We start from the raw sequence: 24,333 nt of genomic DNA, 5'->3' as shown, positions 1-24,333 counted from the left end.
TCGAGTCTGTGAGTCCGGGCGTTCCGCTTGCCGCGCTCCGGTGGTCGCCCGAGCATGGTGCGACTCGCCCGTCCCCCCACTCGACAGGGAGCTCCTGTGCGCTCGCGAGACCTCAACCGCCGTGGCTTTCTCGCCGGTACCGCCGCCGCTGTGCTGGCGACCGGCCTCGATTCCGGTGTCGCGTCGGCCGCCGACCGACGCACCAGCCGGAGCGCCGACGACCCTGTGACCACGGAGTCCGGCCAAGTCACGGGCGTCCAGGGCGGGTTGAAGGGCATCGTCGCCTACAAGGGCATCCCGTACGCGGACACCACCGCCGGCGCAAACCGCTGGAGCCCGCCCCGGTCCGCGCCGTCCTGGGACGGGATCCGCAAGGCGAACGCGTGGGGACCGGCCTGCCCCCAGCCCGTCTCGGGCATCCCGAGCGACCAGGTGCCGGACCTGAGCGAGGACTGCCTCAACCTCAACATCTGGACCGGCGCGGCGACTTCGGGCGACAGCAGACCGGTCCTCGTCTGGCTCCCGGGCGGCCGTGACACCGCGATCTGGACCGGACAGGAGATCTACAACGGTTCCCTGCTGGCCAACAAGGGCGTCGTCTTCGTCAGCGTCAACCACCGCGTCGGCCCCTTCGCCGACCTCGCCCACCCCGACCTCAGCGCCGAGTCCGGGCACGCCGCCTCCGGCAACTGGGGTGCCCTGGACGCCGTAGCGGCGCTGGAATGGGTGGCCCGGAACATCGCCGCGTTCGGCGGCGACCCGGACCGGGTGACTCTCGCCGGCTGGCAGAACGGCGCGAACCTCGTCAACGTCCTGATGGCCTCGTTGGCGGCCCGAGGTCTGTTCCACCGGGCTCTGCTGCCGTCCGGCGTGCACTACACGAAGGACCCCGCGCTCGGCCAACCACCGTACGGTTACCGTACGTTGGCAGCCGCCGAGTCCAACGGCACCGCCTTCGCGGACTACTTGGGCTGCTCCGCCCTCACCGACCTGCGCGCGCTGTCCGCCGACGAGATCGTGGCGCGGACCTACGCCGCCGACGCACCGGCCGACGCCACCGGCTTCGGCGACGTGCTCGACGGCTACGTCCTGCCGAGCACGTACACCGCCGCCATGGAGGCGGGCCGGGAGACCGACGTACCCGTCCTCACCGGCAACTGCCGTGACGGGAACACCGATTCACTCACACTGGCCGAGTACCAGGCCTACGCCGAGAGCCGGTTCGGGCCGGTCGGCCTCACGGACACGTTCCTCGGCCTGTACCCGGCGACCACCGACGCCGAGGCGGCCACGCAGTACAACTCCTACGCCCGGGACGAGGAGCGGGTCTCGACCTTCCTGTGGGGCGGACAGTTCGAGGAGACCGCGGGCAATCGCGGCCCGGTCCACACCTACTTCTGGACCCGGGTCCCGCCGGGCCACGACGCCACCAACCCCGTTGTCGGGAGCGGCAGTTCGGGAGCCTTCGACGGGGCCGACGTCTACTACCTGCTCGGGTTCCTCTACAACACCGACCGGCCGTGGGCGGGGCGCGACTACGACATCGCCGACACCGCCGCCTCGTACGTGGCGAACTTCGCGGCCACCGGTGACCCGAACGGCGGCAGCCTCACCACCTGGCCGGCCCTGGACACCGGCACCCCGCAGACCATGGAACTCGGCGACCGCTTCGCCACGCTCCCCGCAGCGGACAGCGACGCCAAGTACGCCTTTCTCAAGGCCTACTTGACGTCGCAGCCCATGTCCTACTGATCCCGCCGGATCAGCAGGAGCCCTCGTCCTGCCAGGGGCCCCACTGGGAGGCACCGGGCACCTCGTTCTGGGTCCACCACTTGGCCACCCAGTTGTGGTTGCCGTACGACACCTCGTTGCCCTGCGTGTAGACGGCCGTGGAACTCCACGCCGTCTTGCACGTGCCGGGGGTGGGCGTCGGGGTCGGGGTCGGCGTGGGTGTCGAGGTCGGCGGGGTCACGCCCGCGAACTGCACCGAGTACTTGGCGAAGTCCCACGCGTTCTGCGCCACGCTGGAGCAAGTCCCGGACGTCGTACCGCCGTTGTCGACCGGACTGCACTGGCGGTCGCGGTTGAGGCTCCAGAAGGTGAAGCGGTCCATGTTGTGGCTGGTGGCGTAGTTCAGGACGGTCTGGAAGTCCGCCTGGGTGAAGTACTCGCCGGTGTCGCTGCGCCCGTTCATGCCCGAGAAGCCCTCGTGGGCGTACGCGGTCGCCTGGTCCCAGCCGAACGTGGACTGGAGGATGGAGTTGAAGTTGGTGAGCGCGCTGGTCTGCGAGGCCGCGCCGTTGAAGCCGCCGTCGAACGGCATGATGGAGAAGTTGTTCGGCGTGAAGCCCTGCGACTTCGCCTCCAACAGCATCTGCTTGCCGAACCACCCCGTCCCGTCCGCCGTACCGGCCGTGGTGACGGAGACGTACAGGCCCGAGTTGTTCTGCTGGAGGATCTTGGCCGCGCCGATCTCGTTGTGGATGGCCGCGGTGTTCTCGTACTCCGGCTCCTCCAGGTCGAAGTCGATCGCGTGCAGGCCGTACTTGGTGATCACCTGCTGGTACGCCGCCGCCGTCGAGGCCGGGTCGGAGCAGGCCTGGCCGAGCTTCGTGCCGCCGTAGCCGCCGATAGAGACGGAGACGTCGCCGCCCTTGGCGCGGATCGTGTTGATCACCGACTGGACGGCGGTGTCCGAGGAGACCGGTGAGGTGCCGCCCCAGGTGGGGGAGCAGCCGCCGCCGTTCGGGGCGAGGACGAAGGCGAGCTGGAAAGCCTTGAGGCCCGTCGCATCCATGATGGCGCCGGCGTCCGGCGGGTTGTTGTCCGTCGGCATCAGATAGGGGGCCGCGGCGTACCAGCGGTTGCTCAGCGCGGTGGCCGCGTTGGTGGCGCCCTGGGCGTTGGTCGCGACCAGCGCGGTCGTGCCCGCGGCGGCGGTCGTCACGGCGGCCGCCGCGACCAGACATGCACGAAGACGTGTCACGTTGTGCCTCCGGTGGGAGTGGGGGAGGCGCCCAGCTTCTGGCGATGTCGCGACCACGTCAATGGATTGGACTGGACCAAAGCTCACTTTGGACTAGACCATACGATTTCTTTACCGTCGGCCCGGTGGAGCGCTCCGTGCGACACGTTTGCGACTAGTGTCCCGGCTCACATGGCGTTACAGGGGCTGCGCCGACACCATGGTGCACGTCATCGGCAGGCTGAAGGGATCGGGAATGTTCCGCAAGGTGCTGGTCGCCAACCGTGGAGAGATCGCGATCAGGGCGTTCCGCGCCGGCTATGAGCTGGGCGCGCGAACGGTCGCGGTCTTTCCGCACGAGGACCGCAATTCGCTGCACCGGCTCAAGGCCGACGAGGCCTACGAGATCGGTGAACCCGGGCATCCGGTCCGCGCCTATCTCTCCGTCGAGGAGATCGTCCGCGCGGCCCGGCGGGCGGGAGCGGACGCGGTCTATCCGGGCTACGGGTTCCTCTCCGAGAACCCCGAACTCGCCCGCGCCTGCGAGGAGGCGGGCATCACCTTCGTCGGTCCCAGCGCCCACATCCTGGAGATGACCGGCAACAAGGCCACGGCGATCGCCGCCGCCCGCGCGGCCGGCGTGCCGGTGCTCGGCTCCTCCGCGCCCTCCACCGACGTCGACGAACTGGTCCGCGCCGCCGAGGAGATCGGCTTCCCCGTTTTCGTGAAGGCGGTCGCCGGTGGTGGCGGACGCGGTATGCGCCGCGTCGAGGATCCGGCCACCCTGCGCGAGTCCATCGAGGCGGCGGCTCGCGAGGCCATGTCCGCGTTCGGCGACGCCACGGTGTTCCTGGAGAAGGCCGTCGTCGACCCCCGTCACATCGAGGTGCAGATCCTCGCCGACGGCGAGGGCAACGTCATCCACCTCTTCGAGCGCGACTGCTCGCTGCAACGCCGCCACCAGAAGGTCGTCGAGCTGGCCCCCGCGCCCAACCTCGACCCCGAGCTGCGCGACCGCATCTGCGCCGACGCCGTCCGCTTCGCCCGCGAGATCGGCTACCGCAACGCGGGCACCGTCGAGTTCCTCCTCGACCCGGCCGGCAACCACGTCTTCATCGAGATGAACCCGCGCATCCAGGTCGAGCACACGGTCACCGAGGAGGTCACCGACGTCGACCTCGTCCAGGCCCAGCTGCGGATCGCCTCCGGCGAGACCCTCGCCGACCTCGGCCTCTCCCAGGAGACGGTCACCCTGCACGGCGCCGCCCTCCAGTGCCGTATCACCACCGAGGACCCCGCCAACGGCTTCCGCCCGGACACCGGCCGCATCAGCGCCTACCGCTCGCCCGGCGGCTCCGGCATCCGCCTCGACGGCGGAACCACCCACGCGGGTACGGAGATCAGCGCGCACTTCGACTCTATGCTGGTCAAACTCACCTGCCGGGGACGGGACTTCACCACCGCCGTCAACCGGGCACGGCGCGCCGTCGCCGAGTTCCGCATCCGTGGTGTGTCCACCAACATCCCGTTCCTGCAAGCGGTGCTGGACGACCCGGACTTCCAGGCCGGGCGGATCACCACCTCGTTCATCGAGCAGCGCCCGCAGCTGCTGACGGCCCGTCAATCAGCGGACCGCGGCACGAAGTTGCTCACCTACCTCGCCGACGTCACGGTCAACAAGCCGCACGGCGAGCGCCCCGACCTGATCGACCCGACCACCAAGCTGCCGCCGGTCCCGAGCACCGAACCCCCGGCCGGTTCACGGCAGTTGCTCGCCGAACTCGGCCCCGAGGGCTTCGCCCGCCACCTGCGCGAATCACCCACGATCGGCGTCACCGACACCACCTTCCGCGACGCCCACCAGTCACTCCTCGCCACTCGCGTCCGCACCAAGGACCTCCTCGCGGTCGCCCCGGTCGTCGCCCACACCGTGCCCCAACTCCTCTCCCTGGAATGCTGGGGCGGCGCCACCTACGACGTAGCGCTGCGTTTCCTCGCCGAGGACCCCTGGGACCGGCTGGCCGCCCTGCGCGAGGCCGTCCCCAACATCTGCCTCCAGATGCTGCTGCGCGGCCGCAACACCGTCGGCTACACGCCCTACCCGACCCAGGTGACCGACGCCTTCGTCCAGGAGGCCGCCGCCACCGGCATCGACATCTTCCGCATCTTCGACGCGCTGAACGACGTCGGTCAGATGCGCCCGGCCATCGACGCCGTACGCGCCACCGGAACGTCGATCGCCGAGGTCGCCCTCTGCTACACCTCGGACCTGTCCGACCCCAACGAGCGCCTCTACACGCTCGATTACTACCTCCATCTCGCGGAACAGATCGTAGAAGCGGGCGCCCACGTCCTCGCGGTCAAGGACATGGCGGGCCTGCTCCGCGCACCCGCCGCCGCGACGCTCGTCTCGGCACTGCGCCGGGAGTTCGGGCTGCCGGTCCACCTGCACACCCACGACACGGCAGGCGGTCAGCTCGCCACGTACCTCGCCGCGATCCAGGCCGGCGCGGACGCCGTCGACGGTGCGGTGGCCTCCATGGCAGGCACCACCTCACAGCCGTCCCTCTCCGCGATCGTCGCCGCGACCGACTACTCCGACCGCCCCACCGGCCTCGACCTCCAGGCCATCGGCGACCTAGAGCCGTACTGGGAGAGCGTCCGCAAGATCTACGCCCCCTTCGAGGCGGGCCTCGCCTCACCCACCGGCCGCGTCTACCACCACGAGATCCCCGGCGGCCAACTCTCCAACCTGCGCACCCAGGCCATCGCGCTCGGCCTCGGCGACCGCTTCGAGGACATCGAGGCGATGTACGCCGCCGCCGACCGCATCCTCGGCCACCTGGTGAAGGTCACCCCGTCGTCGAAGGTCGTCGGCGACCTCGCCCTGCACCTGGTCGGCGCCGGAGTGAGCCCCGCCGACTTCGAGGCGTCCCCCGACCGGTACGACATCCCGGACTCCGTGATCGGCTTCCTGCGCGGCGAGTTGGGCACCCCGCCCGGCGGCTGGCCCGAGCCGTTCCGCACCAAGGCACTCCAGGGCCGCGCCGCCCCCAAGCCCGTCCAGGAACTCAGCCCCGAGGACCGCACGGCCCTCGACAAGGACCGCCGCGCCACCCTCAACCGCCTGCTCTTCCCCGGCCCGACCCGCGAGTTCGAGACCCACCGCCAGACCTACGGCGACACCAGCGTCCTCGACAGCAAGGACTTCTTCTACGGCATCCGGCCCGGCAAGGAGTACACGGTCGACCTGGAGCCCGGCGTCCGTCTCCTCATCGAGCTGGAGGCCGTGGGCGAGGCCGACGAACGCGGGCTGCGCACGGTGATGTCCGCGCTGAACGGGCAAATCCGGCCGATCCAGGTCCGCGACACCGCGGCCGCCTCCGACATCCCCGTCACGGAGAAGGCCGACCGCACCAACCAGGGTCATGTCGCGGCCCCGTTCGCCGGCGTGGTCACCCTCGCGGTCGAGGAGGGCGACGAGGTGGAGGCCGGTGTCACCGTTGCCACGATCGAGGCCATGAAGATGGAGGCGGCGATCACCGCGCCCAAGTCCGGCCGGGTCTCCCGCCTCGCGATCAACCGCATCCAGCAGGTGGAGGGCGGCGACCTGCTCGTCGAACTGAGGTAGGCGGTACGGCGGCGGGCGGGTCGATCCGGTGACCGGAGTTGAGGTGGTCGGGCCCGCGGTGGGCGGCTCGACCCGGTGACCGGAGTTGAGGTTGGCGGGTCGGCGGCGGGCGGCTCGCCCCGCTGGCCGAAGCTGAGGTAGGCGGTACGGCGGGAGGCGGTTCGACCCGGTGACCGGAGTTCAGGTAGGCGGTACGGCGGCAGGTCGCTCGGCCCGGTGACCGGATCGGTCCGGTCCCGGACCCGATGCGGCCTGTCGCCGGGCCGCCCGCACGGCGCAGTCTTGGGACATGACCCGAGCACTGATCGTCATCGACGTCCAGGAATCCTTCCGCGCCCGACCGCTGTGGGAGACCATCTCCGACCCGAAGATCGCCGAACAGGCGAACCGTCTGGTCCAGCTCGCCCGCCGGGCCGGTGACCTCGTGGTGTGGGTGCTGCACTCCGAGCCCGGCAGCGGCGACGTCTTCGACCCGGCCCTCGGCCACGTCCGGCTCATCGACGGACTGGAGCGCGCGGAGGGCGAACCGCTCCTCCACAAGACCTCGCACAACGCCTTCACCACCACCAACCTCCAACAACTCCTCACCGAGAGCGGCGTCCGAGAGATCACGGTCTGCGGCATCCGCACCGAGCAGTGCGTCGAGACCACCACCCGCGTCGCGAGCGACTTCGGCTACCAGGTCACCTTCGTCACCGACGCGACCGCGACGAACCCCATCCCGCACCGCGACGCCCCCGCCGACCAGACCGTCGCCGAACTCCTCGCCGACCCCCGCACCCTCCCCGCCGACGAGGTCATCCGCCGGACCGAGTACGCCCTCGCCGGCCGCTTCGCCACCATCGCGACGGTCGACGAACTGGAAGCCGCCGCCGCACATCAGGCATGATGACCGGATCGTGAGCAGCCACGTCGTCTTCTTCCTGGTACCCGGAGTCCACCTGCTGGACCTGGCCGGCCCCGCGCAGGTCTTCTCCACGTCCGCCGACTTCGGGCACCCCTACACGCTCTCCTACGTCGCCGAGCAGCCCCAGGTCACCAGCGCGCAGGGGCTACCGCTGGCGGCCGGGCTCGACTGGCCCGAGCTGGGCCCGGAAGACCTGATCGTGGTGCCGGGATGGCGTGCCGTCACCCTGGCCGACGCACCCGCCATCGGCGCTACGACGCTAGGGGCACTCCGGGACCACCATGCCCGGGGCGGGACGGTGGCCAGCGTCTGCGCCGGAGCCGACGCGCTGGGCCGGGCCGGACTCCTCGACGGCCGCCACTGCACCACCCACCACGACGTCCAGGACGAACTCGCCCTGCGCCACCCGAAGGCGACGGTCGTCCGTGACGTCCTGTTCACCACCGACGACCGGGTCATCACCTCGGCCGGCATCGCCAGCGGCATCGACCTCGCCCTGCACCTCGTCGCCACCCGGCACGGTCCCGCCGTGGCCGCGCAGATCGCCCGGGACATGGTCGTCTACGCCCGCCGCAACGGCCACGAACCGCAGACCAGCGCGATGCTCCGGCACCGGTCCCACCTCGACGACACGGTGCACCGCGCCCAGGACCTCATCGACACCCGCTTCGACGAAGCGCTTCCGCTGCCCGCCCTCGCTTCGGCGGTCGGCGTCAGCGAACGCACCCTGACCCGCCTCTTCGGCCGGGCCACCGGGCTCACCCCGCTGCGCTACCAGCAGACCCTTCGCCTCGAACGCGCCGAGCACCTCATCAGCCACGGCGCCACAACCGACGCGGCCGCCCGTACGGTCGGCTTCGAGGACGCCCGGATGCTGCGCCGACTGCGCGCCCGCACCTCGTAATGGGGAGGCGCCGGTGCGGGCGCGCTGTTAGGTTGCCGGGTCGGCGGACCGCCGTATCGAAGCCCGACCGGCTCGCTTCAGGAGTGCCCAGTGATCCCACCCCGTCTGGCTCCGCTGCTGGACCAGTTCGACTTCGCGTGCGAACGCCTCTCCAGCCGTATGACAGGGCCCGTCATGGACAGCGGCGACGGGACGGACACCCGGGTCGGGCCCATGACCGACGCGGAGTATTTCTGGGAGCCGGTGCCGGACTGCTGGTCGGTGCGACGGCGGACGGACGGGCCGGGAGCGCGGGCAACCGCCCTGACGGGACAGGGGGATTGGGGGCGCGATGCCGCCGCCTATCCGCACCCGTGGCCCCCGCCCTTCACCACCATCGCGTGGCGGCTGAGCCATCTCACCGAGCTGCTGACCCTGCGCGCCGACCACACGGCCGGCAGCCGTACGTCGACCCGGGATGACTTCTCCGTCAGCGGTGACGCCGGCGGTGCGGTCGATGCCTTCGACGCCGGTGCGGGTGCCTGGCGGGAGGCGCTGGTGAATGGCGGCGAGGCCGCGCTCGACACCGTGGGGTACTGCACCTATCCGCACGGCAGCGACGCGGAGGAGCCGTTCATCGACATCGTGTGGTGGGTCAACCAGGAAGTGCTGCACCACGGAGCGGAGATCGCGATGCTGCGCGACCTGTACCGAGAGCGTGGTTGACCGTCACAGGACCGCTCCCATGCGCCAGGGGACGATCTCCTCCGTCCCGAACCCGAGCGCCTCGGACTTGCTCTCCGCACCGGAGGCCATGTCCACGAGGGCCTCGAACAGGGCTGTTCCGTACGTGAGTTGATCGGTGTGGCTCATCGCGGGCCCGGCGTCGAAGTCGATGTCGCCGCGCATCCGCTCGTAGAGCCCGCTGGTGGTGCTGATCTTCAGGCAGGGGACGGGACGGGAGCCGAAGAGTGAGCCGCGGCCGGTCGTGAAGGCGAGCAGGTTGGCGCCGCCGGCGACCATGCCGGTGGCCGACACCGGGTCGTAGCCGGGGGTGTCCATGAAGGTGAGGCCCGGCGCGGTGACCCGCTCCGCGTATGCGACGACGTCGTTCAGCGGACCGGTCCCGGACTTGAGTACGGCGCCGAGGGACTTCTCCCAGATGGTCGTGATGCCACCGGCCCGGTTTCCGCGGGACGGGTTGTTGTCGAGCGTCGCGCCGTTGGCGGCCGTGTACTCCTGCCACCAGGCGATGAGTCGGTCGATGCGGGCCGCTGCCTCCGGGGTTGACGCCCTGTCCCGCAGGAGGTGGTGGGCGCCGTAGATCTCCGGGGTCTCGCCGAGTACGACCTTGCCGCCGGCCGCGACGAGCAGATCCGCCGCCACGCCCAGCGTGGGGTTGGCGGTCAGGCCGGAGTAGGCGTCGCTGCCGCCGCATTGGAGGCCGAGGGTGAGTTCGGCGAGCGGGATCGGGACGCGGTGCGTCCGGGCGATGCGGGAGACGAGGTCCGCGATGCGGTCCAGTGCCGTGTTCAACGTGGCCGCGGTGCCGCCGAGTTGCTGGATGGTGAGCATCTCCGTGCCCGTGGTGTCGCTCTCGCCCACGATGTTCTCCGGCTGGTTCACCTCGCAGCCGAGGCTGATCAGGAGGGCGCCCGCGATATTGGCGTGGCCGAGGTAACCGCGCAGGGTGCGCCGCAGGATCGCGTCCCCGGGAGTGCCCTCCGCCATTCCGCAGCCGAGGTCGTGCGGGAGCGCGATGACGCCGTCGAGACCCGGTGTCCCCTTGTGCAGGGCGTCGGCGCGCAGGGCGATCATGCGGGCCACCGTGGCGGAGCAGTTCACGGTCGGGAGGACGACGATGTAGTTCCGGGTGGCCGCGCGTCCGTCGGCCCTGCGGTAGCCGAGGAAGTGGTCGCGGGTGGGGGAGAGGACGGTCGGTCGCGTGCGGGTCGGTGACGGGCTCGCGGTCGGCTCCTCCCAGCGGCCGACTCCCAGGTTGTGCACGTGGACGTGGGCGCCCGCCGGGATGTCGGCCAGGGCCACGCCGATGACCTCGCCGTACTTGCGGACCGGGGCGCCCTTCGGGACGGCGCGCAGCGCGACCTTGTGCCCGGCGGGGATGTCCTCGGCGGCCGGCGTCGTGCCGTCGCGGAGTTGGAGAAGCGTTCCCTCCGGCACCTCACCGAGCAGCAGCCCCACGTCGTCCACGCCGGGACGCGGCACCAGCGGCCTGACGGTTGCCGCCGGTCCCGGTCCCGGACCCGGTCCCTCTGCGTCACGACGTTCACGGTTCACGTGATCGACCGTAGGACGCCAACACCCCCCAGGGGAAAGACGGTTATCGATGGTCCGTCATCCGGAATACGAATGCGCGGTGCCCGAGGGGAGTTGGGTCGGCAGGGCAGTCGGGTCAGGCGCGGAACGGCCGGACGGGAACCCCCTCCGTCCCGGTCTCGACGACGAACACGGAGCCGGACAGCGGGGAGTTGGTCAACTCCTCGGCGGACAGGCCGTTCCGGGCGGAGGTGATGAACAGGCGGCCGTCCGCACCGAAGGCACAACTGGTCGGCTGGAGCACGGGCACCGGCACGAGCCCGACGACGCGGCCCGTCGGGTCGTAGCGCCGTACTTCGCGTCCGCCGTGCATCGCCACCCAGAAGCAGCCCTCGACGTCGACCGCGAGGCCGTCCGGTACGCCGACTCCCTCGGTCTTCGTCAGCACCTTCAGGCGGCCGAGTTCTCCCGGCTCGGGGTGGAAGTCCGCGCGGTAGAGGAGGTTGGCGTAGCTGTCGGCGAGGTACATGACCGTGTCCTCGGCGTTCCAGCCGAGTCCGTTCGGCAGGACGAGTCCGTCCGCGACGACGACGCTCGGTCCGTCGCCGTCCCACCGGTGCAGCCGGCCCTGGCCCGGTGCGAACTCCATGTCGTTGCTGCCGGCCCAGAACCTGCCGCGGGAGTCCACCTTGCCGTCGTTCATGCGCAGGTTCGGCTCGGGGAGGACCGGGTCGACCAGGGTCAGCCCGTCGCCGGTGACGTAGCCGAAACCGTCCGCCACCGCGACGGCGAAACCGTCGTCTGTCGCGCGCGGTGCGACCGCGCCGATCATCGTGCCGACGTCGGTGACGGTCTGTCGCCCTGTGGACAGATTGTCTCGAAAAATCAGGCGGCCGTAGATGTCGACCCAGAGGAGATGTCCGGTGCGAGGATCGAACACCGGCCCCTCACCCACGTCCGACGTGTCATTGCGTACCGCCACATCGAGATTCGTGTACGTGCGGACACCGGCCATCGCGACTCCATTCGTTCTGCCTCTCGTTCCCTCAACCTCGCCCCGGACGTCCGTGATCGTCAACACTGATTAACGAATGTCGGGCATTCGTTCCGCGAATGGATCCGGGCCGCGTCACACCGGTGGAACGGCGGTCGTGCCTTCAGGCCTCGGCGTTCTTATCACCGCTCGGATGAATGCTTGCGCGGCCGCGCCCAGCGGTCGTTCCGAGTGCCACCAGATTCCCACGTCCCGATAGCGGTTGAGATGCTGAATGGGACGCATTTCCATTCCCTCGCGCAGGATCATCACCGCGCCCAGATAGTTGATGATGCCGATTCCGTGGCCTGCTCGGACCATCGCGCCGAGAGTGGTCGGCTGATGGGAGACGGTTCCGGAGGGTGCGACCAGGTCCTTGATGCTCAACTCGACCTCGGCCTCGTATCCGACGACCGTATTGGCGAGGGGATCGCCGATGGTGATGACGCGTTGGTCGGCGAAGTCCGCGAGTTCGATCTCGCTCTTCTTGAGCAGTGGATGACCGGTCGGGGCGAGCATGACGAAGGGTTCCCGCCACAGCGGGCGCATGGTGAAGCCGTGGTCGTGCGGCTCGGGCCGGACCGGGCGCAGGGCCACCGAGACCCGGCGCTCGGACAGCGCCGCCTCGATGAAGCCCGCGTCCCCGTCCAGGACCGCCACCCGGATCCGCGGGTACTCCTTCTGGAGCGCCGTGATGACCGCCGGGAGGAATTCCGAACTCCCGCTGGCGAAACTCGCGACCGTGACGGTTCCGGAGATGTCGCCCCGGTCGGTCTGGCGAGCGGTGACCAATTCGTCGGCGGCGGCGAGTACCGATCGCGCCCGGGCGAGCAGAGCGCGCCCGTCATCGGTCAGGGTGAGCGGTCGGATACGGCGTTCGATGAGCAGACAGCCGAGTTCGCGTTCCAGATTCGCGATGTGTGCCGAGACACGCGGTTGCGACAGATGCAGCTTTTCGGCCGCTCTGGTGAAACCGCCGGTATCCACGACCTCGACCCAGGTACGCAGCCAGGCCAGTTCGAGCGTCATTGACCGAACCTCCTCTCCTCGCGGCCGGACCACCGTCGGCGGGGAATTCCCGTTGACGGCATGTCATCTGCGCGGCAGATCATGTGTATTCGTATTTCGCTGTTGACGAGTTCCGGCGGCCATGGCCGACTTGGACAATGACCGATCAGACTTCTTTCGGCACCGCCCGCGGGCTGCTCTCCGCGCACGGAGCGGACCTCCTGCGCGGCGACGACGGTGCCGTGATCACCTCCGTGGAGACCTACGCCCTCGCCGTGCCCCTGAAGCGGCCCATCGCCGACTCCACGGCCGCCATGGCGCACTGGACGGTACCCGTGGTCGAGATCCGCACCGCCGACGGCCTGGTCGGGACGGGGATCTCCGGCGTGCACTGCGCTCCCGAACTCCTCTCCGACGTGATCCTCTCCTACTATGCCGACGCCCTCCTGGACACCTCGTCCGAGGACATCCTGGGCACCTGGAAACGCCTGTACTGGCTGCCCACGCACTGGATCGGCCGGGCCGGCGTCGTCCACATGGCGCTCGCCATGGTCGACATCGCCCTGTGGGACCTCGCCGCACAGCGGGCCGGGATGCCCCTGTGGCGGCTGCTCGGAGGCACCCAGGAGAGCGTCGAGGCGTACAACACCGACGGCGGCTGGCTCAACCTCACCGACTCCGAACTGGTCCGGGACCTCACCTCGTTGGTCGACCACGGCTGGTCCCGGGTGAAGATCAAGGTGGGGCGCTCCGACTGGCGCGAGGACGCCCGGCGCGTACGCGCGGTCCGGCGGGCGCTCGGCGACGACGTGACCCTGATGTGCGACGCCAACCAACGCTGGGACCTGTCGACGGCGAACCAGATCATGCCGGTCCTGGAGGAGGCGGCCATGGACTGGGTCGAGGAACCGGTCCACGCCGACGACCTCCAGGCCCACGCCTGCCTCCAGTCGTCGACCCGGCTGGACGTCGCGGCCGGCGAAAGCATCTACTCCTACCACCAGTTCGCCTCCTTCATGGCCGCCGACGCCATCCGCGTCGTCCAGGCCGACGTCACCCGGGTCGGCGGCGTCACCGAGTTCCTCCAGATCGCGGCGCACGCGGCGGCACGGGGCCTGCGCTTCGCTCCGCACGCCGGCGACATGATGCAGGTGCACCAGCACCTCGTCGGCACCGTCCTCTCGGAGGTGCCGCCCCTCGTCGAGTTCATCCCCTGGACGCAGGAGGCCTTCGTCGAGCGCAGCGTCGTACGCGAGGGGCTCATGGAGCGTCCGCACGGACCGGGCGCCTCGACCGCGATCGATCCGGCCGCGCGGATGCGATGGCAACTCCCCGGAGTGGGATCGGCCAGGACCCTCTGAGACCCCCGCCCCTCCACCGACGGAAGGACCGAGATGACCGAGTCGCCCCTGAGGCACACCGAGGAACGCGTGGCCGTCGTCACCGGCGCGGGCCAGGGCATCGGGCGTGCCATCGCCGTGGCCCTCGCCGCCCGAGGCGTACGGGTCGTCGTCACCGACCGCAACACCGAGACCGGCACCGCCGTCGCCAAGGAGGTCGGCGGCGAGTTCCTGCCCCTGGACGTCTCCGACGCCCGGGCCGTGGCAGGGGTGGCGGGCGAGGTCGTACGACGCTTCGACCGCGTCGACGTCCTGGTCAACAACGCGGGCATCGCCCACGAGGACGACGCCCTCGACGTGACGGACGAGATCTGGCACCGCGTCCTCGACGTCGACCTGACCGGCACCTTCATGGCCTGCCGCGAGTTCGGCCGGCACTTCGTGCGCCAAGGGTCCGGTTCGATCGTGAACATCTCCTCCATCGCCGCCTTCATCGGCTCCAACCCCGAGTACCACGTCGCCTACGACGTCGCGAAAGCCGGCGTCTCCCAGCTCGCGCGGTCCCTCGCGGTCGAGTGGGCGCGGTACGGGGTGCGGGTCAACGCCGTCGCGCCGGGCCGGACCCGCACCCCCATCCTCGACACGGTCGGGATGGACGACCCCCAGCGGATGACGCAGTGGATCGGCCAGATCCCGATGGGCCGCCTGCTGGAGGCCGAGGAGATCGCGGCCGCCGTCACGTTCGTCGCCCTCGACGCGACCGCCATGACCGGACAGACCCTCCTCGTCGACGGCGGCCAGATCGCCCAGTGACGCGGTCACCGACGCCTGCCCTCAGCCGGCACCGAGGGCAAGCGTCTCCCCCTCGGCGAGCCGGACTTCGAGGAGACCGGCGCCGTAGCGCACGCGTACGTCCGCAGCCCGTGACGCCCGGATCGAAGCGACGGCCAACTCCCCGTCGCGCCAATGGATGTCCACGGTGAGACCGCCCCGGGCGCGCAGTCCGCACACGCTCCCGTCGGGCCAGTCGGCGGGCAGCGCGGGCAGGAGTTCCACATCCCGGCCGTCGGACTGGAGCAGCATCTCGGCCACCCCCGCCGTGCCGCCGGAGTTGCCGTCGAAGGAGTAGATGTTCTGCGCCGCGCCCGCCACCCCACCGGCGGAGAACGACATCAGGTTCGCCTCGCTGGCGTCCGCGATCAGGCTGGTGAGGTGCTTGAGAGCCGTGTCGCCGTTGAGGAGACGGGCGTAGTAGACGGTGAAGTTGGCCTCGACCCACTCGGTCTGCTCCCAGCCCGGGGCCTGTTGCCTGCGCTCGATCGTGACCTCGGCGGCGCGCGCGAGATCCGGTGTGTCGCGCGGGGTGATCTGGCGCTCCGGGAACAGCGCGCTGAGATGCGAGGTGTGCCGATGGCTCGGCTCGGCCTCCTCGTGGTCGTGCAGCCACTCCTGCACCTGCCCGTGCCGCCCGATCCGCAACGGCGGCAGCCGACGGCGCGCGGCGGCGATCCTGGTCCTCAACTCGGCGTCGACACAGAGCAGTTCGGCACTCTCCGCGCAGATCCGCAGCACGGCCTCCATGAACACCCGGTCCGCGGTGGCCCCCATGGACACCGAGCACCGGCTGCCGTCGGGCGCGAGATACCAGTTCTCCGGCGACTCCGACGGCCCCGTGACGAGCAGGCCCCGCTCCGGCTCCTCGACCGCGTAGCCGAGGAGGAACTCCGCGGCCCCGCGCAGGACCGGATACGCGCGCTCCCGGAGGAACGTCTCGTCCCGGCCGTACTCGAAGTGCTCCCACAACTGGAGCGCGAGCCAGGCCCCACCGGTCACGTTCATGCCCCAGCCGATCCCCGAACCGGGTGCCGAGTACCCCCACGCGTTGGTCACCGTGTGCGCGACCCAGCCCGGCGCGCCGTACAACTCCTGGGCGGTCGCCCGGCCTTGGTCCGCCAGACGCTCCAACAGCCCGAACAGCGGCTCGTGGCACTCGGCCAGATTGGTCGACTCGGCGGCCCAGTAGTTCTGTTGGGTGTTGATGTCCAGATGGAAGTCGTTCGTCCAGGGCGCGCTGCTCGCCAGGCCGTCGTTCCACAGCCCCTGCAAGGCGAGCGGCAGAGGGGAGTCGGCGCGGGAGCCGGCCATCGTCAGGTAGCGGCCGAACTGGAAGTAGAGCGCTATGAGTTCGTCGTCGGCCTTCCCGGAAGCGAGCCGCTCGCGACGGGTATCGGTGGGCAGAGCGGTGAGTTCGGGCGGAGCCGAACCGAGATCCAGGGACACCCGCCGCATCAGCGCCCGATGGTCGGCGATGTGCGCCGCCCGGACCGACTCGTGACCGGCCTCCAGACCTGCGGACAGCAGCGACTCCGCGCGCGCTCGGGGGTCCGCTCCCGCCCAGTCGGTTCCTACGACGATGTAGACGACCGCGCTGTCGGCGCCTTCCAGGCGAAGCGTGTCTCCCGCGCGGCGCACGGTGCCGCCCTCGGCTTCGAGGTGGGCGCGGATCTCCAGGGCGACACCCTGCTGTCCGTCGCTGTGCAGGCTCTCGTAGGCGTGGCCGTTGAAGGTGACGGACGAGTCGGCGGCGGTGGTGTTGCCGGGGAGTACGCCGTCCCGGATCGAGAGGTCGAAGGTGAGCGACCCGGGGCGATCCGCGGTGAGGCGGATCGCGATCAGTCCATGCGGGTTGGTGGCGAACACCTCGCGGGTGAAGCGGACTTCGTCCTGCACGTAGGTGACCGTGACGAGGCCCGTGTCCAGGTCCAGCGTCCGCCGGTAGTCCTGGGCCGGACCCCCGCCAGGGAAGGCGAGTTGCGCTTCGGGCAGGGGCAGATTGGTCCCGAACGACGCTGCGCTGCCCGGGAGATGCTCGGCGGCGAGCCGCTGCGCCTCGGCATGGTTTCCGGCGAAGAGGAGTTCGCGGATGCGGGGGACCTGCTGCCGGGCGGTCGGGTTCAGGTCTGTGGTGGCGGGGCCGCCCGACCACGCGGTCGACTCGGAGAGCTGGATTCGTTCGCGGTCGGTGCCGCCGTAGACCATGCCGCCCAGCCGGCCGTTGCCGATGGGGAGGGCTTCGAACCAGCGGGTGGCGGGGCGGTCGTAGCGGAGTGTTCCGGGTGGGACGCGGACATCACGGAGGCTCTGGTCGGGGAGAGCTTTCAGCATGGCGTGTGCTTTCGGGACGGTGTGAGAGAGGGCAACGCGCGGTGGGCGTCGGCTACTTGGTGGGAGCGAAGACGTGCTGTGCGGCTACGGCGGCACCTCCGCGGGCCCATTCCTCGAAGGGGAGGGGCCTGACGACGAGGTCGCAGTCGGCCGCGGCGCCGAAGGCCCGGGCGGCGAAGGTGGTGCGGATCTGGTCCTCGTAGAGGTCGTAAGTGGCCACGCCCTCACCGGAGATGATGATGCGTTCCGGGCCGATGAGGTTGGCCACGGACGCCAGGGCCAGGCCCAGGGCGTGGCCCGCCCGGGCGAAGACCGCGCGGACATCGGCGTTTCCGGCATGGGCGAGGCGGACCGCGCCGTCCATCGTCAGGGTCGGGTCGCCCGTCGCCTGGCGCGCCTGATCCGTGATGGCCTGGGTGGAGGCGACGGCCTCGACACAGCCGGTGTTGCCGCAGGTGCACACCCGGTCGGTGCCCCCCACGGGAAGGTGACCGACCTCCCCCGAGACACCGTGCGCGCCGGAGACGACCCGGCCGCCGATGGAGATGCCGCAGCCGATGCCCGCGCCGACGGTGACCAGGGCGAAGGACGACAGTCCGACCCCGACGCCGAACCACTGTTCCGCGACGGTCAGGGCGCGGACGTCGTTCTCGATGACGGTCGGCAAGTTCGTTGCGGACTCCACGAGTTGGGCGAGCGGCACGCGGCGCCAGTTCAGGAAGGGGGAGTACTGGACGGTCCCCGTGTGGCCGTCGACGTCCCCGGAGATCGTGACGCCGATGCCGTGGAGCGCGCCCGGTGTGTACGGCGCCGCCTTCGCGTTCAACTGGTCGACGAGCCGGGCGACGGCCAGGACGACGGTACCGACGTCCCGCGAGCCGAGGACGGCCCGCGCGGAGGCCAGAGGTCTTGCGGTCAAGTCGGTGAGCGTGCCGATGAGTTCGTCACCGGTGATCTTCACGCCCACGAAGCGGGCGCGCTCGCCCCGCACCGCGATGAGGGTGGCCGGCCGGCCCTGGGTGCGCTCGGTCGAGCGGCCCAGCTCGTTGATCCAGCCGTCGGTCAGCAGGGGAGTGGCGACCTTCGTGACCGCGCCGGGCGACAGACCGGTACGGCGCCCGATCTCGGCGCGGGTGAGCGGGCCGTGGGCGAGGAGGGTCTGGAAGAGCAGAGAGGCCGCGGGTGGCTGATCGGCGAGCGTCATGCGGCGACCATACATTTCCATTGGAAAAGAAGATAGAAGAAGGAACGCATTGATCGGCGTCCTTCTTCCGTGCTCATCGCCTGATTCCGGCTTCATTCTTTCCACGAATACCGATGATTCGCGCGGCTCAATATGTTGACGCTGGAAGAAAAGCCTGGCTACATTCGCGGCACCTCAGGACAGGTGGATGGGACGTCCACCGACGCAGGTGGCGGCCGGTTTCCTCCCCGACCGGCCGTCGTCGTACGGCTACCAGGGCGGAACCGAACGCCCACTCACCCATTCCCCATGCGGCTGACCGCGCAGGGGCACTTTCCGGAGCTTCCCAGGGCCCCGCCGTGCCTTTTCGCGCCGAGATGGAGTAAACACATGGCTCGTCCAGCAGGACCCGCGGTATTCGTACGACACAGACTTCGTGCGGGTGGTGGGCGGCTGCGTCGCCTGCCCGTCCTCGCCGCCGCCGCGCTCGTGGTGTCGCTCGCGGCACCGGCCGCCGCGTCGGTGTCGGAGGCTTCCCCGACCCCGTCGAGCGCCGGCCGGCAGCAGGCCCTCCTGGCCGCCAAGCCGTATATGGGCTGGAGCAGTTGGAGCCTGGAGGCCACCAGCTATCCCGGCTACGGCGGGGTGAACTGGCTCACCGAGGCACACGTCGAGCAGCAGGCCGACGTGGTCGCCTCGAAGCTCAAGTCCCATGGCTACGAGTACATCAACGTGGACGCCGGGTGGGCCAAGGGGTTCGACGAGTACGCCCGGCCGACGGCGAACCCGGCCACCTTCCCGCACGGCATGAAGTCCCTGGGCGACTACCTTCACCACAAGGGCCTCAAGTTCGGGCTGTACCTGGCCGTCGGCCTCGACCCCGCCGCGTACGGCGACGGGACGACCGCGATCCACAACGCTCCCGGCTGCACCACCTCGGACATCGTCTATCCCGACCTGCGCAAGACCAACGGGTGGAACTCCGCGTACAAGATGGACTTCGCCGACCCCTGCGCACAGAAGTACATCGACTCCCTCGCCGACCAACTCGCGGGCTGGGGCGTGGACTTCCTGAAGGTCGACGGGGTGGGCCCGGGCTCGTGGCAGGGAGACGCGGACCACGACAACACCCCGGACGTGAAGGCCTGGCACACGGCGCTCCAACAGACCGGCCGCCCCGTCCAGTTGACGCTGTCCTGGTCACTGAGTCACACCCAGGCGGCGACCTGGAAGGCCAACTCCAACGGCTGGCGGATCGACACCGACGTCGAGTGCTATTGCGACACGCTGGTGACGTGGGACAACTCCCTGAAGGTGCGCTGGAACGACGTCGTGCAGTGGATCGACGACGCGGGACCCGGGCACTGGAACAACCTCGACTCCCTGAACGTCGGGGTCGGCGCGATGGACGGCCTCACCGAGGCGGAGCGACAGAGCTACACGACCCTGTGGGCCATCGAGTCGGCGCCTCTCTACTCGGGTGACGACCTCACCAAACTCGACGCGTACGGGCTGAAGTTGCTCACCAACGACGAGGTCATCGCCGTGGACCAGGCCGGTCATCCGGCACGGCCCGTCAGCCAGACCACGAACCAGCAGACCTGGTACGCCCGTAATCCCGACGGCAGTTACACCGTCGCGCTGTTCAACCTGGGCTCCGAGGCCGCCGATGTCACCGCGGACTTCGCCGACCTGGGCATCAGCGGAACGGCCTCGGTCCGCGACCTGTGGCAGCACAAGAACCTCGGCCGCGTCTCCGGGCACCTGACGGAGAACCTGCCGGCACACGGCTCGCGGCTCTTCACCTTCACGCCGAGCCGGCAGGGCGCCAACCCCGGTGCTCCGCTGGGCGTCCACGGCACCGCCGCCACCGCGACCAGCGTCTCGCTGGCCTGGGACAAGGTGAACACCGGCACCTCGCCGGTCACCCGCTACACCGTCTACGCCGACGGCCGGCCGGTGACCACCAGCACCGGCACCACGGCCACCGTCACCGGTCTGAGCGCGGCCGACGCCCACACCTTCACCGTCGTAGCCCGTGACGCCAAGGGTCGAACATCGGCCCCCAGCAGGGCAGTTGGGGTCACCACGCCCGCGTCCGGCGGACCCACCGCCTACGAGGCCGAGGCTTCCGGCAACACCCTCACCGGCAACGCCACCGTCGCGGGCTGCGACGGCTGCTCCGGTGGACAGAAGGTCGGCAACCTCGGCGGTGGTGAGGTGGCCGTCAACCACGTCAGCGCCCCGAAGGACGGCACGTACCTGCTGAAGCTGGACTACGTGGACGGCGACTCAAGTCGCGTCATCAACCTGTCCGTTGGCGACACCACACTCCAGATCCCGGTGCCCGGCACCAACGACAACAACTGGGGCACCCCGCAGTCGCTCACCGTCCCGGTGCCGCTGAAGGCCGGGGACAACACGCTCCGCTTCGGCAACGCCACCGACTACGCACCCGACATCGACAAGATCACCGTCTGAACCACGCCCGACGCTCCACCAGTTGGACACGCAACGCACGAAGGAGGGTGCTGTGGTGGTCACATCACAGGGCAACCACGCGACGCCGGTGAAACCGCGGTCCGGTGAGCCGGGCGCGGTGGCCACCACGGTCACCTCACCGGGCAGGGGCCCGACCAGGAAAGCACGGCGCGCCACCGCCACGAGGTCGGCGGCGGCGCGACGCCGGGACCTGCCGGTAGCCCTGCTGCTCATCCTGCCCGCCGTGGTCGGATTCGCGGTCTTCTACGCCTATCCGACCCTGCGCGGCATCTACCTCAGCTTCACCGACTTCCACGTCCTGAGCCCGCCGAACTGGGTGGGACTGGCCAACTTCCGGGAGCTGTTCGGGGACGACGTCTTCTGGCACTCGCTCCTCGTCACCGTCTACTTCGTCCTGCTGTCCGTCGTCTTCGGCACGGCGATCTCGCTCGTGACCGCGGTCGTGCTGCACCGGGTGACCCGGTCGTCGGTCCTGCGCGGAGTGATCCTGCTGCCGTTCCTGATCTCCAACGTCATCGCGGCCCTGGTGTGGCAGTGGATGCTCGACCCGACCCTCGGCATCGTCAACATCGCCCTGAAACACCTGACCGGTCACTCCGTCCTGTTCTTCGGCAGCGGGGGATGGGCGATCCCCTCCCTCGCCGCGATCAGCGTCTGGAAGTGGATGGGCTACTACGCCCTGCTGATCTTCGCCGGCCTCCAGACCATCCCGGCCACCATCTACGAGGCCGGCCGGGTCGACGGCGCGAGCGAGGCGCAGATGTTCCGGCGGCTCACGGTGCCCCTGCTGCGGCCGATCCTCGTCATGGTGGTCGTCCTGACGGTGATCAACTCCTTCCAGGTGTTCGACATCGTGCAGGTCACCACCGAAGGCGGCCCGGCGAACGCCTCGAACGTGCTCCAGATGTACATCTACCGCAAGGCCTTCCGCCAGTTCGACTTCGGCTACGCCGCCACCATGTCGCTGGCCCTGTTCGCCCTGCTCATCGCGGTCACCTTCACCCAGCTGCGGCTCGCCCGCGCAGGCGAATCCGACCTGAACTGAAGGAGGCCGCCCGCATGGCTGTCACCGTCGCACCCGGCCCGGCGGCCGTCCCGCGCCGCCCGACCCGGAATACCGCCCGCAGGTTCTCACCCGGCAGGGCCGTCGCCTGGACCTACCTCGGCGCCATCGTCCTCGTCACCCTCTTCCCGTTCTACTGGATCCTGCGCACCGCGCTCTCGAACAACTACCAACTCGCGACCAACCCCTCCTCGCCCCTTCCGGTGGGCTTCACCTGGGGTGCCTTCGAACGTGTCCTCGGCATCGCCTCCACCGCCGAGGCACAGGCCCAGGGCGGCTCCGGCGCCACCCTCGACATCGCGATCTACCTCCGCAACTCGCTGATCTACGCGTCCGTGCAGACAGCGCTGATTGTCTTGCTCTCGGCAGCCGCCGCCTACGCGTTCTCCCGGCTGCACTGGCGTGGCCGCGACCTGGTGTTCAACATCCTGATCAGCGCCCTGATGGTGCCCAGCGTGTTCACGCTGCTGCCCAACTTCGTCCTGGCCAAGGATCTCGGGCTCATCAACACCTTCGCGGGGCTCATCCTCCCCGGCGGGCTGTTCCAGGCCTTCGCGCTGTTCTTCCTGCGGCAGTTCATGCTCGGCCTGAGCACCGAGGTCGAGGAAGCCGCCATCATCGACGGCGCCGGCCCGCTGCGGATCTTCTTCCGGATCATCCTGCCGATGACGTCCGCGCCGATCGCGACCGTCTCGCTGCTGATGTTCGTCAACGCCTGGAACGACTACTTCTGGCCGCTGCTGATCGCCGACGACCAGAGCGTCCAACCCCTCACCCTCGCCCTCGGCGTCTTCAAGCAGTCCTCGCCCCAAGCCGCCCCCGACTGGGCCGGGTTGATGGCCGCCGCCCTCATCGCAGCGCTGCCGATGCTGCTGCTCTTCCTCGCCTTCGGCAAACGCATCGTCAACTCCATCGGCTTCTCCGGCCTCAAGTGACCAGTGCCTCAAGTGACCAGTGAAAGAAGGAACCATGAGAGTTCGCAAGGCCGTGGCACTCGGAGCCGCGCTCACCCTGACGGCCCTCGTGTCCGCCTGCTCCTCCAACTCCGGTAGCGGTTCAGGCTCTTCGACCCTGAACTGGTGGACCTGGGACGACAAGCAGGCCGCCGCCTACAAGGTCTGCGCCACGGACTTCGAGAAGGCCAACCCGGGCGTCACGGTGAAGATCACCCAGTACAACGTCGTGGACTACTTCACCAAGCTCACCGCCGGCTTCGTGGCCGGCAAGGCTCCCGACGCGTTCCAGAACAGCGTCCAGTTCTTCCCGCAGTACGCCGACCAGCACCAACTCCTGCCGCTGGACGACTACATCAAGAAGGACAAGTTCGACCTGTCGAGGTTCTCCGTCGGCGTCGACTCGTGGAAGTACACCGACGGCCACCAGTACGGCCTGCCCCTGGACTGGGCCGCCACGGGCCTCTACTACAACACCGACATGCTCACCAAGGCCGGCTACACCACCAAGGACGTCCAGAGCCTGAACTGGAACCCCGACAACGGCGGCACGATCGGCAAGATGATCGCCCATCTGACCCTCGACACCAAGGGCCGTCGCGGTGACCAGCCGGGCTTCGACAAGGCGAACATCAAGACCTACGGCTTCGGGCAACTGGCCGCCAAGGACTTCCTGGGCCAGTCCACCTGGAGCTCCTTCGTCTCCACGACGGGCTGGCGACTCGGCAACAAGGCCAACTGGCCGACCCAGTTGAACTACAACGACCCGCGCCTGGTGAAGACCATGGACTGGATCCGCACCCTGGTCGCGAAGGGCTACGCACCCAAGATCGGCACGTTCACCAACACCGTCTCCGACGTCGATCTGCTCTCCTCGGGCAAGGTCGCGATGGAGACCGGCGGATCGTGGACGGCGTCCACCTACGCCAAGATCCCCACCGTCAAGGTCGGCATCGCCCCCACGGTCCTGGGCCCCGACAACAAGACCCGTGCCGTCTTCAGCAACTCCAACGGCAACACCATCTGGGCCGGCACGAAGAACCCCGACCTGGCCTGGAAGTGGGTCTCCTACATGGGCTCCGAGGCCTGCCAGACCAAGGCGTCGGCGACCGGCACCTTCTTCCCGTCCATCCCCGCCTCGATGGACGCCTCCGCCAAGGCCCTCAAGGCACAGGGCGTCGACCTCTCGGTCTTCACCGACATGCTCAAGAACAAGGAGCTCTACCCGTCTCCGGACTTCCGCAACGGCGCGGCCCTGCAGGACGCGATCGAGCCGCTGATCGAGGGCTACTTCGGCGGCCAGAAGAACGACAGCGTCTTCGCCGACATGCAGGCCAAGACCAAGACCATCCTCACCCAGAAGTAACAGCCGCCCCCTCGGCGCCCCGCGGCCGGACGCGTCCCCTACGGCGCGTCCCGCCGC

Annotated in this window: 17 protein-coding genes; 11 read left to right on the top strand and 6 right to left on the bottom strand. The window is 69.6% G+C overall.

The annotated features are described in order from the left end of the window. Positions 1 to 96 precede the first annotated feature (96 nt). The gene (locus OG194_RS01455; RefSeq protein ID WP_327398945.1) at positions 97 to 1,752 is read left to right on the top strand and encodes a carboxylesterase/lipase family protein; all 1,656 of its coding nucleotides are present in this window, start codon (positions 97 to 99) and stop codon (positions 1,750 to 1,752) included. Positions 1,753 to 1,762: 10 nt separating this feature from the next. Here OG194_RS01455 and OG194_RS01450 read toward each other — a convergent pair whose 3' ends face one another. Then, positions 1,763 to 2,986 (bottom strand): chitinase, encoded by a 1,224-nt coding sequence (locus OG194_RS01450; protein WP_327398944.1) that lies wholly within the window; start codon positions 2,984 to 2,986, stop codon positions 1,763 to 1,765. A 235-nt stretch (positions 2,987 to 3,221) separates the two neighbouring features. On the opposite strand from OG194_RS01450, the gene OG194_RS01445 reads away from it, so the two are divergent. The 4 genes from OG194_RS01445 (at position 3,222) to OG194_RS01430 (ending at position 9,112) form a co-directional block, all read left to right on the top strand. Continuing rightward, positions 3,222 to 6,596 (top strand): pyruvate carboxylase, encoded by a 3,375-nt coding sequence (locus OG194_RS01445; RefSeq protein WP_327398943.1) that lies wholly within the window; start codon positions 3,222 to 3,224, stop codon positions 6,594 to 6,596. A 289-nt stretch (positions 6,597 to 6,885) separates the two neighbouring features. Beyond that, the gene (locus OG194_RS01440) at positions 6,886 to 7,485 is read left to right on the top strand and encodes an isochorismatase family protein (RefSeq protein ID WP_327398942.1); all 600 of its coding nucleotides are present in this window, start codon (positions 6,886 to 6,888) and stop codon (positions 7,483 to 7,485) included. A 10-nt stretch (positions 7,486 to 7,495) separates the two neighbouring features. Continuing rightward, complete coding sequence (locus OG194_RS01435; RefSeq protein WP_327398941.1) at positions 7,496 to 8,407, top strand: GlxA family transcriptional regulator; 912 nt, start codon at positions 7,496 to 7,498, stop codon at positions 8,405 to 8,407. A gap of 90 nt (positions 8,408 to 8,497) precedes the next feature. Next, positions 8,498 to 9,112: a DinB family protein gene (locus tag OG194_RS01430; RefSeq protein ID WP_327398940.1), complete on the top strand. Its 615-nt coding sequence runs from the start codon at positions 8,498 to 8,500 to the stop codon at positions 9,110 to 9,112. A 3-nt stretch (positions 9,113 to 9,115) separates the two neighbouring features. Here OG194_RS01430 and OG194_RS01425 read toward each other — a convergent pair whose 3' ends face one another. The 3 genes from OG194_RS01425 to OG194_RS01415 all read right to left on the bottom strand — a co-directional run bounded on the left by OG194_RS01425 (position 9,116) and on the right by OG194_RS01415 (position 12,725). Continuing rightward, complete coding sequence (locus OG194_RS01425) at positions 9,116 to 10,684, bottom strand: UxaA family hydrolase (protein WP_327398939.1); 1,569 nt, start codon at positions 10,682 to 10,684, stop codon at positions 9,116 to 9,118. A 115-nt stretch (positions 10,685 to 10,799) separates the two neighbouring features. Then, complete coding sequence (locus OG194_RS01420) at positions 10,800 to 11,678, bottom strand: SMP-30/gluconolactonase/LRE family protein (protein WP_327398938.1); 879 nt, start codon at positions 11,676 to 11,678, stop codon at positions 10,800 to 10,802. Between the two features lie 114 nt (positions 11,679 to 11,792). Then, positions 11,793 to 12,725, bottom strand: a complete 933-nt coding sequence (locus OG194_RS01415) for a LysR family transcriptional regulator (protein ID WP_327398937.1) — start codon at positions 12,723 to 12,725, stop codon at positions 11,793 to 11,795. A gap of 137 nt (positions 12,726 to 12,862) precedes the next feature. Here OG194_RS01415 and OG194_RS01410 point away from each other — a divergent pair, with 137 nt between their 5' ends. Then, the gene (locus OG194_RS01410; protein ID WP_327398936.1) at positions 12,863 to 14,065 is read left to right on the top strand and encodes a mandelate racemase/muconate lactonizing enzyme family protein; all 1,203 of its coding nucleotides are present in this window, start codon (positions 12,863 to 12,865) and stop codon (positions 14,063 to 14,065) included. A 33-nt stretch (positions 14,066 to 14,098) separates the two neighbouring features. Then, positions 14,099 to 14,857: an SDR family NAD(P)-dependent oxidoreductase gene (locus tag OG194_RS01405; protein ID WP_327398935.1), complete on the top strand. Its 759-nt coding sequence runs from the start codon at positions 14,099 to 14,101 to the stop codon at positions 14,855 to 14,857. A gap of 21 nt (positions 14,858 to 14,878) precedes the next feature. On the opposite strand, the gene OG194_RS01400 is transcribed toward OG194_RS01405, so the two are convergent. Both OG194_RS01400 and OG194_RS01395 read right to left on the bottom strand, forming a co-directional pair. Beyond that, positions 14,879 to 17,209: a glycoside hydrolase family 95 protein gene (locus OG194_RS01400; protein ID WP_327398934.1), complete on the bottom strand. Its 2,331-nt coding sequence runs from the start codon at positions 17,207 to 17,209 to the stop codon at positions 14,879 to 14,881. 52 nt (positions 17,210 to 17,261) lie between these two features. Further along, complete coding sequence (locus tag OG194_RS01395) at positions 17,262 to 18,413, bottom strand: ROK family transcriptional regulator (RefSeq protein WP_327398933.1); 1,152 nt, start codon at positions 18,411 to 18,413, stop codon at positions 17,262 to 17,264. A gap of 369 nt (positions 18,414 to 18,782) precedes the next feature. Here OG194_RS01395 and OG194_RS01390 point away from each other — a divergent pair, with 369 nt between their 5' ends. From OG194_RS01390 to OG194_RS01375, 4 genes are read left to right on the top strand one after another with little or no spacing between them, the layout of a single operon-like run. After that, a complete protein-coding gene (locus tag OG194_RS01390; RefSeq protein ID WP_327398932.1) occupies positions 18,783 to 20,873 on the top strand; it encodes a fibronectin type III domain-containing protein in 2,091 nt (696 codons plus the stop codon). Positions 20,874 to 20,925: 52 nt separating this feature from the next. Then, positions 20,926 to 21,939, top strand: a complete 1,014-nt coding sequence (locus OG194_RS01385; protein WP_327398931.1) for a carbohydrate ABC transporter permease — start codon at positions 20,926 to 20,928, stop codon at positions 21,937 to 21,939. Positions 21,940 to 21,953: 14 nt separating this feature from the next. Beyond that, on the top strand, positions 21,954 to 22,892 hold the full coding sequence (locus OG194_RS01380; protein WP_327398930.1) for a carbohydrate ABC transporter permease: 939 nt from the start codon (positions 21,954 to 21,956) through the stop codon (positions 22,890 to 22,892). 34 nt (positions 22,893 to 22,926) lie between these two features. Further along, entirely contained in the window at positions 22,927 to 24,276 is a 1,350-nt protein-coding gene (locus OG194_RS01375) for an ABC transporter substrate-binding protein (RefSeq protein WP_327398929.1), read from the top strand. Positions 24,277 to 24,333: the final 57 nt, after the last annotated feature.

It is taken from the genome of Streptomyces sp. NBC_01288, assembly GCF_035982055.1.
Lineage (GTDB): Bacteria > Actinomycetota > Actinomycetes > Streptomycetales > Streptomycetaceae > Streptomyces.
Note: the sequence above shows the minus strand (reverse complement) of the source record. Positions and strands in the feature narration are given on the sequence as shown.

Bases quoted from the DNA above. Each gene is read 5' to 3' on its own strand.
- OG194_RS01445 (WP_327398943.1), top strand. From the start codon at position 3,222: ATGTTCCGCAAGGTGCTGGTCGCCAACCGTGGAGAGATCGCGATCAGG.
- OG194_RS01440 (WP_327398942.1), top strand. From the start codon at position 6,886: ATGACCCGAGCACTGATCGTCATCGACGTCCAGGAATCCTTCCGCGCC.
- OG194_RS01420 (WP_327398938.1), bottom strand. From the start codon at position 11,678: ATGGCCGGTGTCCGCACGTACACGAATCTCGATGTGGCGGTACGCAAT.
- OG194_RS01415 (WP_327398937.1), bottom strand. From the start codon at position 12,725: ATGACGCTCGAACTGGCCTGGCTGCGTACCTGGGTCGAGGTCGTGGAT.
- OG194_RS01410 (WP_327398936.1), top strand. From the start codon at position 12,863: ATGACCGATCAGACTTCTTTCGGCACCGCCCGCGGGCTGCTCTCCGCG.
- OG194_RS01405 (WP_327398935.1), top strand. From the start codon at position 14,099: ATGACCGAGTCGCCCCTGAGGCACACCGAGGAACGCGTGGCCGTCGTC.
- OG194_RS01400 (WP_327398934.1), bottom strand. From the start codon at position 17,209: ATGCTGAAAGCTCTCCCCGACCAGAGCCTCCGTGATGTCCGCGTCCCA.
- OG194_RS01395 (WP_327398933.1), bottom strand. From the start codon at position 18,413: ATGACGCTCGCCGATCAGCCACCCGCGGCCTCTCTGCTCTTCCAGACC.
- OG194_RS01390 (WP_327398932.1), top strand. From the start codon at position 18,783: ATGGCTCGTCCAGCAGGACCCGCGGTATTCGTACGACACAGACTTCGT.
- OG194_RS01380 (WP_327398930.1), top strand. From the start codon at position 21,954: ATGGCTGTCACCGTCGCACCCGGCCCGGCGGCCGTCCCGCGCCGCCCG.
- OG194_RS01375 (WP_327398929.1), top strand. From the start codon at position 22,927: ATGAGAGTTCGCAAGGCCGTGGCACTCGGAGCCGCGCTCACCCTGACG.